This is a genomic window from Chryseobacterium sp. OV279 (assembly GCF_900128945.1).
Classification (GTDB): Bacteria; Bacteroidota; Bacteroidia; order Flavobacteriales; family Weeksellaceae; genus Chryseobacterium.
The window spans coordinates 822,752-836,418 of the sequence record NZ_FQUD01000004.1 but is presented as its reverse complement, the minus strand read 5'-3'; the positions used below and the strand labels follow the sequence as shown (position 1 = coordinate 836,418).

Annotated in this window: 14 protein-coding genes; 11 read left to right on the top strand and 3 right to left on the bottom strand. The window is 37.0% G+C overall.

What is annotated here, in order from left to right; translation table 11 throughout:
• The first annotated feature begins 57 nt into the window (after nt 1-57).
• The 6 genes from BUA72_RS20870 to ribA are packed head-to-tail and all read left to right on the top strand — an operon-like array spanning nt 58 to nt 4,405.
• Nucleotides 58-903 carry a lipoprotein insertase outer membrane protein LolB1 gene (locus tag BUA72_RS20870; protein WP_034725840.1) on the top strand — a complete coding sequence of 282 codons (846 nt, stop codon included), beginning with the start codon at nt 58-60 and terminating at the stop codon, nt 901-903.
• Nucleotides 900-2,462: a murein hydrolase activator EnvC family protein gene (locus tag BUA72_RS20865; protein WP_072924929.1), complete on the top strand. Its 1,563-nt coding sequence runs from the start codon at nt 900-902 to the stop codon at nt 2,460-2,462. The genes BUA72_RS20870 and BUA72_RS20865 overlap by 4 nt, the downstream gene beginning before the upstream one ends.
• Nucleotides 2,463-2,494: 32 nt before the next feature.
• The gene (locus tag BUA72_RS20860) at nt 2,495-2,710 is read left to right on the top strand and encodes a twin-arginine translocase TatA/TatE family subunit (RefSeq protein ID WP_034725845.1); all 216 of its coding nucleotides are present in this window, start codon (nt 2,495-2,497) and stop codon (nt 2,708-2,710) included.
• Nucleotides 2,711-2,725: 15 nt separating this feature from the next.
• Entirely contained in the window at nt 2,726-3,340 is a 615-nt protein-coding gene (locus tag BUA72_RS20855) for a DUF4254 domain-containing protein (protein ID WP_047454412.1), read from the top strand.
• Nucleotides 3,337-3,792, top strand: a complete 456-nt coding sequence (locus BUA72_RS20850; protein ID WP_034725847.1) for a hypothetical protein — start codon at nt 3,337-3,339, stop codon at nt 3,790-3,792. The genes BUA72_RS20855 and BUA72_RS20850 overlap by 4 nt, the downstream gene beginning before the upstream one ends.
• Nucleotides 3,793-3,808: 16 nt before the next feature.
• On the top strand, nt 3,809-4,405 hold the full coding sequence (gene ribA / locus BUA72_RS20845; RefSeq protein WP_034725848.1) for a GTP cyclohydrolase II: 597 nt from the start codon (nt 3,809-3,811) through the stop codon (nt 4,403-4,405).
• 61 nt (nt 4,406-4,466) lie between these two features.
• On the opposite strand, the gene BUA72_RS20840 is transcribed toward ribA, so the two are convergent.
• The 3 genes from BUA72_RS20840 to BUA72_RS20830 all read right to left on the bottom strand — a co-directional run bounded on the left by BUA72_RS20840 (nt 4,467) and on the right by BUA72_RS20830 (nt 7,407).
• Nucleotides 4,467-4,856 carry a hypothetical protein gene (locus tag BUA72_RS20840; RefSeq protein WP_139259657.1) on the bottom strand — a complete coding sequence of 130 codons (390 nt, stop codon included), beginning with the start codon at nt 4,854-4,856 and terminating at the stop codon, nt 4,467-4,469.
• A gap of 172 nt (nt 4,857-5,028) precedes the next feature.
• Nucleotides 5,029-6,735: a hypothetical protein gene (locus tag BUA72_RS20835; RefSeq protein WP_072924925.1), complete on the bottom strand. Its 1,707-nt coding sequence runs from the start codon at nt 6,733-6,735 to the stop codon at nt 5,029-5,031.
• Nucleotides 6,736-6,870: 135 nt separating this feature from the next.
• The gene (locus tag BUA72_RS20830) at nt 6,871-7,407 is read right to left on the bottom strand and encodes a hypothetical protein (protein ID WP_047454409.1); all 537 of its coding nucleotides are present in this window, start codon (nt 7,405-7,407) and stop codon (nt 6,871-6,873) included.
• Nucleotides 7,408-7,522: 115 nt separating this feature from the next.
• On the opposite strand from BUA72_RS20830, the gene BUA72_RS20825 reads away from it, so the two are divergent.
• The 5 genes from BUA72_RS20825 to BUA72_RS20805 all read left to right on the top strand — a co-directional run bounded on the left by BUA72_RS20825 (nt 7,523) and on the right by BUA72_RS20805 (nt 13,635).
• The gene (locus tag BUA72_RS20825) at nt 7,523-9,253 is read left to right on the top strand and encodes a glycoside hydrolase family 3 protein (RefSeq protein WP_072924923.1); all 1,731 of its coding nucleotides are present in this window, start codon (nt 7,523-7,525) and stop codon (nt 9,251-9,253) included.
• Between the two features lie 4 nt (nt 9,254-9,257).
• Nucleotides 9,258-10,406 carry an N-acetyl-alpha-D-glucosaminyl L-malate synthase BshA gene (gene bshA, locus BUA72_RS20820; RefSeq protein WP_047454407.1) on the top strand — a complete coding sequence of 383 codons (1,149 nt, stop codon included), beginning with the start codon at nt 9,258-9,260 and terminating at the stop codon, nt 10,404-10,406.
• 46 nt (nt 10,407-10,452) lie between these two features.
• A complete protein-coding gene (locus tag BUA72_RS20815) occupies nt 10,453-11,292 on the top strand; it encodes a helix-turn-helix domain-containing protein (RefSeq protein WP_072924921.1) in 840 nt (279 codons plus the stop codon).
• Nucleotides 11,293-11,357: 65 nt separating this feature from the next.
• The gene (locus BUA72_RS20810; RefSeq protein WP_072924920.1) at nt 11,358-12,005 is read left to right on the top strand and encodes an HD domain-containing protein; all 648 of its coding nucleotides are present in this window, start codon (nt 11,358-11,360) and stop codon (nt 12,003-12,005) included.
• A gap of 358 nt (nt 12,006-12,363) precedes the next feature.
• Complete coding sequence (locus tag BUA72_RS20805; RefSeq protein ID WP_072924918.1) at nt 12,364-13,635, top strand: DUF2851 family protein; 1,272 nt, start codon at nt 12,364-12,366, stop codon at nt 13,633-13,635.
• Nucleotides 13,636-13,667: the final 32 nt, after the last annotated feature.

The window sequence follows — 13,667 nt, the reverse complement described above, 5'->3', positions numbered from 1 at the left end:
TTTGTGTGGTTTGGCGTTAATATTGCAGCGTTTTTTCTTTAATTGAAAGATAAATACATGAAAAACTGGATCCCGATACTTTTACTATTCCTTACCCTTTCATCCTGTAAAACAAGAAATGCGGCCAAAAACAACGGCAAAGCACAGGATAGCACTGTTGTAGTCACAGATGACAACCGTAATCCTAAAGATGCCAATGAGGCGGTAAGAGATAAGTTTTCATTTTATGAGCACGTGGTGGTTCCTCTGAAATTTGATCAGGTTAAGATCAACAGTAAAGTAAATGTGGAAACCGGAAGTTTTATTCCAACCCTTGACGCAGTGATCTATATTGAAAACGATAAAAAAGTATGGATGAACCTTCAGGCACTATTTTTTAATGTAGCCAAAGGGATCGCCACACCGGAAGGGATTAAAGGCCAGGATAAAACCAGCAAAACCTACATCGATTCTGATTTTGATTATCTGAATAAGCTGCTTAATGTCAATTTCATCGATTACAAATCGCTCGAAAAAATACTGATGGGCAGAACCTTTGTCAAGATCAGCGATTCTCAGTTTACCCTGACCCAAAATGCACAGGGCTTTAAAATGGTTTCCAATGCCAACCAGAAAATAACAACGGATGAGAAAACCAGGGAATATAAAATTGTGCTTAACTATGATACGAATTATGATCTGCTAAGCGTGAATTTAAAGGATGTTTTATCTACAGACGAACTGGAAATCTCTTACAGTAACTGGAATGAATACGATGGAATCCGCCTTCCAAAAAATGTTAAAATAATTATAAAAGGCTCAAAATCTAGTCAGATTTTACTGGAAAACACGAAATTTGACTTTTCGAGGATGGAAACACCTTATTCTGTACCATCCAGTTATAAGAAAATTGAGATTAAATGATTAAAAAATTTAGCTTTTTAATAGGTATTCTACTGTTCGGCCTGCATCAGGGACAGCAGAACAAGGAACAGCTTCAGAAACAGAATGCCGATCTTAAAAAACAAATTGTACAGATAAATACAGATCTGGCTAAAACCAGAACCGAATCTAAACTTTCAGTGGCCTATCTTACCAACGTTAATAAAAAACTGACGTTGAGAGAAAAAGTATATACCAACACTCAGAAAGAAAAAAGATTCATTGAAGACGAGATCTATCTGCGTCAGCTGGAGATTAACCGTCAAAACAAAGAACTGGTTGTTCTGAGAAAGAATTATGCTGACGTTTTAGTCAATGCTTACAAAAACAAAGGGGTACAGAACAAAGTAACCTTTATTCTTTCGTCCAAAAATCTGGGTGAAGCAATAAGAAGGGTTCAATACCTGAAACAGTATGCTGACTATCAGGATAAAAAAGCTGCAGAGATCAGTAACGCAGCCGCTCAAATCAAAAAATCAATCGCACAAAAACAGAGTTCCGCAAGGGAAAAAGATAATCTTCTGGTGAACCAGCAGAAAGATCTGGCTACCATCAATGCTGAAAGAGCACAGAAGGAACAATTGTTGTCTGATTTCAAGAAAAATGAAGCCAAACTTACGGTAGAATTGAAGCAGAAGCAGGTTCAGTCTAAAGCTTTGGAAGGACAGATCAGAGCCATCATCGCAGAAGAAATCAGAATAGCAAAAGCTGAAGAAGAAGCCAGAAGAAAAGCCGAAGCAGAGAAAATCCGTATGGCTAAAATAATTGCGGAAAGAGAAAAAGCGAGAATTGAAGCTGAAGCTAAAGCAAGAGCAGAGGCCTTGGAAAGAGAAAGAAAGCTTGCAGAAATTGAAGCTAAAAAAGCCGCCGATCTTGCTGCAAAAAGAGCTGAAGAGGAGAAAAGACGTAATGAGGAGGCTACAAGAGCTGAAGCCAGTGCAAAAGACGAAGCCAGAAGAGTGGCCGCGAAAAAAGCGTCTGAGGAAGCAAATGCCAGAGCAAAGGAGGCCAGTGATAAACTAGTGGCAGCCAGAGCAGCTGAAGCCGCACTGAACAAGAAAAAAGAAGAAGAGAAAAAAGCAGCTGAAACCAAAGCAATGACCAGCTACGGAGTGACAACCTCTACCGGAAGCAGTTTTGCGGACAGCAGAGGGAAATTAGGATATCCTGCGGACAGAGCCGGACAGGTAACCCACCGATTTGGAAGACAACCGCACCCGGTTTTCAAAAATATTGTTGAAGATAATACAGGAATCAAAATAGCAGTCCCTTCCGGAACGCGGGCAAAATCTGTATATCCGGGAACAGTCTCTTCTGTATTGGCAAACAGTGACGGAACTAAAACCGTTATGGTAAAGCACGGAAATTATTTTACGATTTATTCTAACTTAGGAAACGTAAGTGTCTCCAAAGGACAGCAGGTTTCTTCAGGTACTCCGGTAGGTACCGTTGCTCAGGATTTCGACGGTTCTTATACCCTTGATTTCCAGGTATGGAACGGAAATACACCAGTTGACCCATTAGGTTGGATTTCGTATTAAAAAAAGCTTTAACTTTGTAAAAATCTTAAGAGATGAATACACTTACAATATTAGCCTTATCTTGGCAGCACATCCTTATCGTAGCGATACTTTTGGTATTGCTTTTTGGAGGAAAGAAAATTCCGGAATTAATGAGAGGAGTTGGTTCAGGAATCAAAGAATTTAAAGATGCGGTGAAGGAAGAAGACAAACCGGGTTCTGACAAAACCTCTTCTACCAACAACAATAATAACACTCCCAGCAACTAAAATTCCTCAGAATTAATGAATTTTACCGAGACTGCATGGAAAGTCTTCAATCAATCTATTGAAGACTATCACGTGTCCGATGACGTTAACGCTCTAATTAATAACCCGTTCGAAAAAGATAGTTTGGAACGGATTTTGTATGCAAAGAACTGGATTGATACCGTTCAATGGCATTTAGAAGATATTATTAGAGATGAAAATATTGATCCTGCTGAAGCTCTTCAACTGAAGAGAACGATAGATGCATCTAACCAGAAAAGAACAGATCTGGTAGAATTTATCGACAGCTGGTTCCTTACTAAGTTTGAAAATATAACTCCTAGACCTGATGCAAAAATCAATACTGAAACGCCCGCTTGGGCTGTAGACAGACTATCAATTCTTGCATTAAAGGTTTATCATATGTCGTTAGAGGCCAATAGAGAATCCGCTTCTGAAGAGCACCGTGCAAACTGCCAGGCTAAACTGGATGTACTGCTTACTCAGAAAGAAGACCTATCAACCTCTATAGATCAGTTGCTTACTGATATTGAATCCGGTAATATTAAGATGAAGGTATACAAACAAATGAAAATGTATAACGATGACAGTCTTAATCCGATCCTTTATCAAAAGGGGCAACAGAAATGAGAAAACTGATTTTTTTTGGAGTACTACTAATTATAACTTCCTGCGCAACGGAGAAGCTTAACCTTTCCCCGTTGTCAAATAATTTTTACAGCGAAACTAAAGGTTCTGATTCCGACAGAGGGGCAAAGAAAGGTTTTGATATCAATATCAAAGAAAATGTAAATGCTTCTGAAATTTCAAATCTGATTTCTACTTTTCCAAAGTTTAAGAATAACGGTTTAAATGATGAAGTCACAAGCTTGAAATACAGCCTGCAAAATTATTTATATGCCATAGATGCCAACAACTCGAACGGAAAAAACAGAGCCGTTAAAAGCTTCGAAAAATCATACAAGAAAATTCAAAAACTCAGACAGCAGCTTGATAAAGATGATGATGAAGTTCTCAACAGATATCTGGTACGTCTAAAAACCAATATTTCTGTCATAGAAGATTCTTTAAAAGGAAATTAAAAACGAACCACTATTAATGATTAAAATTCAGGCAGAAGCTAATGTTCCTACAGAACACGGCTCTTTCCGAATGATCGCTTTCTCCGAAAACGAAAACGACTGGATGCCACATATGGCCATCGTTGCAGAAAATACAGATTTTTCAAAACCGGTGAACGTACGTTTCCATTCAGAATGCATTACCGGAGAAGTTTTCCATTCAAAAAAATGTGAATGCGGGCAACAACTGGATGCCGCAATGAAATATACCCATGAGCACGGAGGCATTATTGTTTACCTTCGTCAGGAAGGAAGGAATATCGGGATTATCAATAAGCTGAAAGCTTATTCACTCCAGGAAAAAGGCCTTGATACCGTACAGGCGAACCTTCAGCTGGGACTCCCTGCTGATGACAGAAAATTTGGTGTTGCTATCGATATTCTGAACCTGCTGGATGTAAAAGACATTAATCTTTTAACCAATAATCCGGAAAAGGTAAAATATGTAGTAGACAGCAATATTCATCTCAATTCAAGGATCCCTTTACAGATTCCTGCCAATGAGATGAGCAAAGGCTATCTGCAGACAAAAAAAGATTTCTTCGGTCATTTATTAGATGATAATGACAATTAGATAAAACATAAAAGCTCCAGAAGAAATTCTGGAGCTTTTTATTCTGATTATCCACATCCGATTATAAAGGAGTAGGTAAAAATTTCAGAGACCAGTTTCCCCTAAAATGATACTGTTTCCATGTCCCGGATTTGGTTTTTAAACTTCCGGTGAGAACAAAACCTTTTGGAGAAACAGAAGAATTTATAACACCACTTTCATTGGGCTGAAGGCTTGCGGAATACACTTCCTCCACATTATTATTTACAGTTCTTGTTACCTCCATGCTTCCACTTTTTGAAACATTCAGGATCAAAGTTCCATTCAATTCACCTGAATAGGTTCCCACCCATTTTCCCATATAGGGAGAAACATAGTTTTCATCTGCATTATTATCGTCAGTCTCCCTGCATGAAGTCAACATCAATAAAGGAATAATAAGTAAAAATTTAAAATAACAGTTCTTTATCATAGTTTTATGATTCATAGTTTGATGGTAAAATTAATCTTTTTTATTTCTACGTAAAGAAAGTTGTAAAGAATCAAATAAAAAAAGGCTCACGGATTCCTCCGTTAGCCTTTAGTCATATATATTGCTATATAGTTATAACACAACTAATGTAACAACTATTAATAACTTTTTATTATTGATTAGTATTTATTTTACTTCCATGCCACGCCCCATTCTTTTTAACAATACCATACATAATAACCTTGTAATCCTGTGGCTTTTTTAAAGCATTAGGAGATGTGCTTGGACTAACACTTCCATTAGAGTCTATATTAAAACCTATTTGAAAGCCCCAGTCAAAAGTTTTTTCAACATCATCTGTATTATATTGATTTTCATAATATGTTTTTTGTACTAACATCTTATTTAATTGTACTGCATTATAAGAGTATGTTATATTATTATCAGGTTTAGTTTGGCCTAAAGCTTCAGCAAGTTTTTCAACTTTTTTAACAACATTCTCCCAAAATATTTTATTAAGGTAGTTATATGAAAGTTGTTTATTGCCTGCCTGAAGAGCAGCATAAATTCCTTGATCTACTAATGGATTATTTGACATAAAATTAAATCTGACAACATCTTCAATATAATAATTATCCTTGAATATTTTAGGATATCCAGAAATACTAAAGCCTGAAATTGTTGAAAGTCCTGGATTCAGATAATCCTGCGCCCAGAAAGTATTCGCATCAAAGACATAGCGATTATTATTATTGTATATTGTTGTAGTCCTATTATTTGTTGAAACAACAGGGTCAAAGTAGGAAGCATAATCATAATAAAAGGCAGCTCCAATTACACCTAATCTTATTTCATCTGCTTTCTCTTTTCTCCACAACCCTGTCCACCCTTTATATTGGTGCTTAACTTTAACTCCTAAATTATATACTAAATAATAATCATAATTATAAGCCTTCGTTTTAACTCTTCGTCTATCTTCATATCTGTCTACACACATATCTGAATCTCCGAATAAATCCTGAAGCCATGTAGTATAAGTAGAACAATCTTGAAGACCATTGATAAAGCTATTCATTTGAGCTGTAGGATCTACGGCTGGACCAAATCCTCCAGTATACGTATTTCCTCCTCCGTGTACAGGACCACCTATTACTCCTCCCTCATTACTGGTACCTCCGCCACCTCTAAAACCTCCATCACCTTTATTATTATAGTATTCTATAGAAGGATTACCGGGTATCGAAACTCTTTGACCGGATGGCATACTGTCAACATATGTTTCTCTTATAGAGTTCGGAGTTGGATATAAAAGGTTATTAGAAATGTTTTTTGCTGCCAAATATTGTTCTAATGCAGGATAGTTGTCTGCTTTTACAATAAACAAACCAGCATCTGTATATTTGTAAATATCATCTGCAACCTGTATCTCTGCCTCACTATTCAAAAATGCAGCATAGGCATCATCTCCAACAAGTTCTTCAAGGTCATCAATGTCATCTTCGATTGCTGCTGTACTCATTACCCTGTTTGTTGCACCTTTTGAAGCCATAAACCTTTTATTGGTCTTTAACAGTTCGATTCGCTCCGAAATTTTAGAAGCGATCTTTGCCTCATTCTTCTCCGTAACTACAGGTCTTAAGGAAATTATATCTTTACTGTCAATATAATTGGCAATAGCTTCATCATCTGCATTCTTAACTTTATTGTAAGAATAAGTTAATGATTCTTTGTTCGGGAAATACAATCTCCCATTCTTAACTACGCTTTCTGAAATAACGGTATTCTCTCCTCTATTATTTTCCACCAATTCTTCCGTACAGGAAGTTAATAGCGTCAAAAAACTTAGAAATGTAATTTTCAAAATGTTTCTTTTCTTCATTATTATTTTTTTAACGGTGCAAAAATAATAATTTTATTTCTCTAATAAGTGAACTTAAGTAAACATAATAAAAAAGCTTCAGGATTGCTCCCGAAGCTCTTAATAATTATAAAAAACTGAAAAGATATTTCTTAATTAATTTTTAACTTTAATTTTAGATTCATCAATATTGTAATATTTAATTACGCTATTGTAATCTGAATAATCAATTGCGGATGCGGAAGCATTTTTCCCTGTTGTATTTGCCGGTACAATGATTACTCTAAACTTCTTATTTGTATAATAAACTGAATTTGCACCCGTACTAAGGTCTAACGTTGAATTTACATTCAATCTAACATCATATTTACTAAAATCAAATGAGTAATCAACAGCTGTATTATTATTTGTAAAAAAGGTATACGGAAGAAGTCTCCACACCGGAGAACCATCACTGGTACTGTCTACCTGCAAATATACAAGAACTACATCTGACTGTACCAAAGTAGATTTTAACTGTCCAGTAAATTGATAAAGATTATTATTAGTTCTAGTAAAATTAGGAATTACATCGAACCCTTGTGCTACAGTATCATTATCTACTGTCTGAACAGGAGTATCATCATTATTATCACAACTATAAGCAGTAAAGCCTACAGTAGCGAGAAATAAAAATAAAAGAATTTTTTTCATTTTTAGAAAAGTTTAGTTATTATTTATAAAGCGTATTCAAATCATATACCAAAAATTACAAAAACTTTGTTTTCATCATTTTTTTAATTGTATTTTTGTTCTTATTCAAAAGATCATGAAGAAATTACTATATACTTCCCTCTTTATTTTTTCTTTAATAAGCTTTACAGCCAAAGCTCAATACCAGCCCAAAAACATTTCTAAAGAAGACCTCAAAAAGGCCAATCACTGGGTGGATAAAACCTACAGATCGCTTTCACAGGACGAGAAACTGGGTCAGCTGTTTATTGTAGCACTCTATACCAATAAAGGTGAAGACTATATCAACCAGATCAGAAACATCGTGGTTAATGATAAAATCGGAGGACTGATCTTAATGCAGGATGACGCAGCCAGAGAAATTAATCTGGTAAATGAATTCCAACAAAAATCAAAAGTTCCGATGATGATCGGGATGGATGCAGAATGGGGAATTTTTCAGAGAATTGCTACTGCACACAAATTTCCATGGGCCATGACCCTTGGCGCCATACAGGATAAAAGCCTTATTTATCAGATGTCCGCCAAAATAGCGGAAGACTGCCACCGAATGGGGATCAACTGGGATTTCGCACCAGTAGTGGATGTAAATACCAATCCAAACAACCCTATCATCGGGAACAGAAGTTTCGGTTCAGAAGTGAATAATGTGATCAGTTCAGCTTTATCATATTCCAACGGGCTTCAGGATAATACGATCCTTGCTGCGATCAAACATTTTCCGGGACACGGAGATACGAGTACAGACTCTCACCTTGATTTGCCGGTAGTTTCACATAGCTTAGAAAGATTAAACAGCGTAGAACTGGCTCCTTTTAAAGCTTTGATGGATAAAGGAATCGGAGGTGTGATGGTGGCTCACTTATATGTTCCAAGTCTTGAATCCGGAAAAGGAATTCCTGCTTCGGTTTCTAAAAACATCATTACAGGGGTATTAAAAGATCAGTTAGGATATAAAGGTTTAATTATCACCGATGCCCTAAACATGGGCGCTGTAGCCAATAAATATAAGCCGGGCGAACTGGATGCACTTGCGTTTAAAGCAGGAAATGACATTATGCTTTTCTCACAGGGTGTTTCGGAAGGAAAAAAATTAATTCAGAAAGGAATTGAGAAGGGTGAAATTTCTCAGTCAAGAGTTGAAGAAAGTGTAAAAAAGATTTTACTGACAAAATATTTCCTGGGCCTTACGCAATACACCCCGAAAAATCCTGAAAACATCAATAACGATCTGAATAACGACTCTCACAAAATTTTGGTGCAAAATCTTTATGCCAATGCTTTGACTTTGTTAAAAGATGACCAGAAACTTCTTCCGATCACCGGAAAGCAAACTTATTATGTTCCTTTGGAAGAAGCGCCTTATCAGACTTTCGCGAATCAATTAGGATCTAATGTGATCACTAAAAAAGCCAACGAAATCAATACCATCCCTGCAGGTTCTACCGTAATCGTAGGATTTCACAAGGATAATTCGACAGCATATAAACCTTATAAAATTTCAGCGGAATCGAAGAAAGTTCTTGCTGATCTTACCAAAAATCAGAATGTTATTTTAAATGTATTCGGAAGCGCATACGCTTTAAAAGATATTGATATTTCAAAAGTATCTACCGTCCTTGTCTCTTATGAAAACAATGACGACTCTATGACCGCTGCAGCCGCTGCGCTGAACGGAAAAACAAAAATATGGGGCAAACTGCCCGTACTGGTGAATGACCAGCTGAAAGCAGGATTAGGAATCGAAAAGGCTCCTTCTGCTTCGAATGTGAACACCACAGTTTTTACAACATCAAAACAACAATAATCTAATGAAAATAGGCATACTTTGCTATCCGACCTACGGAGGAAGCGGAATCGTAGCAACAGAACTGGGAATGTCTCTTGCCAACAAAGGCTATGAGGTTCACTTTATAAGTTCTGCGCTCCCTGCGAGACTGGACATTACCAACCCGAACATTTTCTTTCACCGAGTGAATGTACAGACGTATCCGCTATTCCAGTATCAGCCATATGATATTGCGTTAAGTTCTATGATTTACCGTGTCGTAAATCTATATAAACTGGATCTCCTGCACGCTCATTATGCCATTCCATACGCATATGCAGCATTTACGGCTAAACAGATGCTGAAGGAAGATAATAATGACGTTCCATTGGTAACAACACTTCACGGAACAGATATTACCTTGGTTGGACAACATCCAAGCTATAAACATGCTGTAGAATTTTCAATCAACCAGTCAGATGCCATCACGTCGGTTTCTGAAAGTCTGAAAAAAGATACCCTTCAGTTTTTCAATATCAAGAAGCAGATACAGGTGATTACCAATTTTATTGATAATTCTGAATTTGATGACTGTACGGAATGCCAGAGAACACAGTTTGCAAACCCGGATGAGAAAATCCTGATCCACGTTTCAAACCTTCGTCCTGTAAAACGTGTAGAAGAAGTATTGCAGATCTTTAAGAGTGTTGAGAAAAAGGTAAAATCGAAACTGATCATCATCGGTGAAGGACCTGACATGGAAAAAGTAAACCAGTTTCTGGAAGAAAACCCTGAGCTTATATCAAAGATCCGTCTGTTAGGAAAAGTAAATGATTTGTATAAAATCTTACAGCTTTCAGATGTATTTTTACTTCCTTCAGAACAGGAAAGTTTCGGTCTGGCAGCACTTGAGGCGATGGCAGCTTACACTCCGGTGATCAGCTCTAATGCGGGAGGAATTCCTGAAGTAAATATCCAGGGAGAAACAGGATTCTTAGCTGAAATTGGAAATGTAGAAGCGATGAGCAACTATACGATCAAGCTTTTAAGCAATGAAGAACTTTTAACCACGATGAAGCAGAATGCAAAAGACCAGGCTATCAAATTTGATCTGAAAAACATTCTTCCTATCTATGAAGAAATGTACAGAACCACTATAGAAAATTTCAAGAAGGAGCTGACAAAAGCTTAATTCTACCAAACAGATAAAATGTAATCCCTATTCCCGCAGGCCAAATATGGAACTGACAGACAATACGAAAGGATTTGAAGATGAGTTTTCTATCATCCGCCTTGACGGGAATATGGATTATAATCACCAACCGCAACGAACTGCCGTTAACCGGATCTACATTTATCAGGATGGTAAAGGATCTGTAACCATCGACAAAACCTCTCTTCATTTGGAAAAATATCAGGTTCTCCTTATCGCTAAGGGACAGATCTTTTTATTCTCCGAAGATTCTTCACTGGCAGGCTATGAAATTACTTTTACGGATGCATTCTGGGAGAAAGCCCCTGAAAGTGCCAGCAATTGTAAATCCGTCCTGTTCAATCTGAATGCAGACAATCAGGGACTGGCAGCGGAAAAGAATGATCTCGAAGAACTTTTCTGTGTAGCAGTGATGGTGAACAAGGAGTTCCAGACTGAAAATTATATCAATAAGACAGATGCTCTGGCGGCCTATCTCAAGATCATCATGATCAAAACCGCCAATATTAATTTTTCCCTACAGGAACGGTACAACAATTCCGACAGAAAAATCTATACTCATTTTCTGGAACTCGTTTCACAAAATTATCAGAAGACCCGCGAAGTTTCAGCCTACGCAGGATTTCTGAATATAACCCATAAGCAACTTTCCGGTATCTGCCATAAACAGGGTGGAAATTCACCTAAAAAATTGATTGCAGGCGTGATCATCAACGAAGCCAAAAGAATGCTGTATTTCTCTTCATCACCTGTCAAAGAGATTGCTTCCCTCCTTAATTTCTCCTCAACGGAACAGTTCAGCCACTTTTTCAAAAAACAAACTTCTTTTTCACCTCAGACTTATCGGAACTTAGGTCAGTTTTGACATGTGAAGGGAAAAAACTGATATTATCCACGCGCTTTGATTGATTTAATTTTGTAAAAAAAGTTATGACAGCAAAGTTAAAATCAGCCGCAGGCATCATAATCCCCGACAGTACTATTGCAGAACAGGCAAGAGAACTTCTTTTGGAGCACGGCAATGAATTTTTATACAATCACTCGATGAGGGTGTTTCTTTTTTCATCTTTAAATGCCAAACGGAAAGAAATTTCCTATGATTTCGAATTGTTATATGTTTCGTCCCTATTCCATGACCTTGGTTTAACCGCACATTACAGCAGCCCTGATCTCAGATTTGAAGTAGACGGAGCGAATGCAGCCAGAGATTTTCTTAAAGGACACGGACTTCCCGAAAAAAGCCTTCAGCTTGTATGGGATACCATTGCCCTGCATACTACGATAGGAATTGCGGAACATAAAGAAGCGGAAGTTGCCCTGATGTATTCCGGTGTAGGATTGGATGTGATGGGTGAAGGATATGAACATCTGTCAGAAGCAAACCGTGAGGAGATCATCGGATTTTTCCCGAGGACAGATTTTAAGAAAAAGATCATACCAGCATTTTTCTCAGGCTTTGAGCATAAAACCGAAACAACATTCGGAAATATTAAAGCTGATGTATGCACTTTTATGATTCCGAACTTTCAAAGAAAAAATTTCTGTGACTGTATTCTCCATTCACCGTGGTCGGAGTAGATTGGGGTTTGGAGAAGTTATGAGTTATAAGTTATGTGATGTGGTTCCCGGAGTTGGAAAATTTTAAAAATTCACCATTCACTTGCAAAGCAAAATTGACCATTCCCATTTCTAATCTCAGCCTTATATCTGCTACCTAAAATAGTACATTAAATTTAGACACGATACCTTCCGTCACTGTATGGGAGGTATTTTATTTTTTTAGTTAAAACAAGAAGAAAATAGAATGAACAAAACATAAATCTTTGTTTCAAAAACTGGATTTCTATAGATAAAAAATTGTGTAGAACAGAACCGGAAAACTTAATCACAGGGTTAATGAAAGTACTGAATTTCTATTATATTTATCATCACGCCTATGACGGAAAAACTGCTTCAATATCTCTGGAACTATAAGGTTTTCAAAAATTATGACTTCAAGGACATTGAAGAAAATCCCATTGAAATCATCCATTTTGGGAGATGGAATACCGATGCAGGACCGGACTTTCTCAATGCAAAAATTAAAACAAAAGGACTCGTCATTGCCGGACATATAGAACTTCACATCCGTACCTCCGACTGGATTTTCCACAACCATTCCCAGGATCCCAATTACCAGAATATCATTCTTCATGTAGTCTATCAAAATGACACAGAAATTGATGACCTCATCCGGAAAAATGTTCCGACGTTGGAGCTTAAAGATCATATCGACTCAAATATGCTGTGGAAATATGAAAAATTGATCAACGGAACCCAATTCATTCCTTGTGAAAATATTTTTGAGCCTAATAAAATCCCCATTCATTTTCACGAAGCTAATGTTCTTAAAAAATTAGATGAAAAGTCTCAGGAGTTGGAGAAAAGTCTGGACCAGTACAAAAATAATTTTGAAGCCGTCCTTTTTCACAGCCTCGCCTACTCTTTCGGATTAAAAGTAAATGCCCATATTTTCAGACAGATCGCAGAATCAATAGATTTCAGTGTTATCAATAAGGTCCGGCAGAATGAATTACAGTTGGAAGCTCTTCTGTTCGGTATTTCGGGGTGGCTGGATCATCCGAAGGACGGACAAATGATGATCTGGAAAAGAGAATTTGAATTCATCCGAAAAAAGTTCAGCATTCCTAATCTGACACTTCATCCCAAGTTTTTGAGATTGCGCCCACCCAACTTTCCTACGATCCGCCTTTCCCAATTGGCAGATCTGTATTACAAGCATCAGAATTTATTTTCAAAAATTATTAAGGCGAATCATACGGATCAGCTATATGAAGTCTTTGAACCGGTAAAAGCTTCGGAATATTGGGATTTCCACTTTAACTTTGGAACTATTTCAAAGTTCCAGCCCAAAACGTTAAGTCAGGATTTCATTGAATTAATTATCCTCAATACGGTACTTCCCCTAAAATATACCTATCATAAATATCATCATGAAGAAAATACAGAGGAAATCCTTGATTTGTACAGAAACAGTAGCTCCGAAAAAAATTCTGTAACCGCCGCATGGAAAAAACTTGGATTGAAGATTAATAATGCTTTGGAAAGCCAGAGCCTGATTTATCATTATAACAATTTATGCACAGAAAAAAAATGCCTGAACTGCAGTATAGGGTTTAATCTGTTGAAACAGTCTTTGGACAGCTGATATTTTTCCAATAGACCTCATTACATTGTAGA

Excerpts from the sequence above, each read along its gene's own strand:
- BUA72_RS20870 (WP_034725840.1), top strand. The coding sequence starts at position 58 with ATGAAAAACTGGATCCCGATACTTTTACTATTCCTTACCCTTTCATCC.
- BUA72_RS20865 (WP_072924929.1), top strand. The coding sequence starts at position 900 with ATGATTAAAAAATTTAGCTTTTTAATAGGTATTCTACTGTTCGGCCTG.
- BUA72_RS20860 (WP_034725845.1), top strand. The coding sequence starts at position 2,495 with ATGAATACACTTACAATATTAGCCTTATCTTGGCAGCACATCCTTATC.
- BUA72_RS20855 (WP_047454412.1), top strand. The coding sequence starts at position 2,726 with ATGAATTTTACCGAGACTGCATGGAAAGTCTTCAATCAATCTATTGAA.
- BUA72_RS20850 (WP_034725847.1), top strand. The coding sequence starts at position 3,337 with ATGAGAAAACTGATTTTTTTTGGAGTACTACTAATTATAACTTCCTGC.
- ribA (WP_034725848.1), top strand. The coding sequence starts at position 3,809 with ATGATTAAAATTCAGGCAGAAGCTAATGTTCCTACAGAACACGGCTCT.
- BUA72_RS20840 (WP_139259657.1), bottom strand. The coding sequence starts at position 4,856 with ATGATAAAGAACTGTTATTTTAAATTTTTACTTATTATTCCTTTATTG.
- BUA72_RS20835 (WP_072924925.1), bottom strand. The coding sequence starts at position 6,735 with ATGAAGAAAAGAAACATTTTGAAAATTACATTTCTAAGTTTTTTGACG.
- BUA72_RS20830 (WP_047454409.1), bottom strand. The coding sequence starts at position 7,407 with ATGAAAAAAATTCTTTTATTTTTATTTCTCGCTACTGTAGGCTTTACT.
- BUA72_RS20825 (WP_072924923.1), top strand. The coding sequence starts at position 7,523 with ATGAAGAAATTACTATATACTTCCCTCTTTATTTTTTCTTTAATAAGC.
- bshA (WP_047454407.1), top strand. The coding sequence starts at position 9,258 with ATGAAAATAGGCATACTTTGCTATCCGACCTACGGAGGAAGCGGAATC.
- BUA72_RS20815 (WP_072924921.1), top strand. The coding sequence starts at position 10,453 with ATGGAACTGACAGACAATACGAAAGGATTTGAAGATGAGTTTTCTATC.
- BUA72_RS20810 (WP_072924920.1), top strand. The coding sequence starts at position 11,358 with ATGACAGCAAAGTTAAAATCAGCCGCAGGCATCATAATCCCCGACAGT.
- BUA72_RS20805 (WP_072924918.1), top strand. The coding sequence starts at position 12,364 with ATGACGGAAAAACTGCTTCAATATCTCTGGAACTATAAGGTTTTCAAA.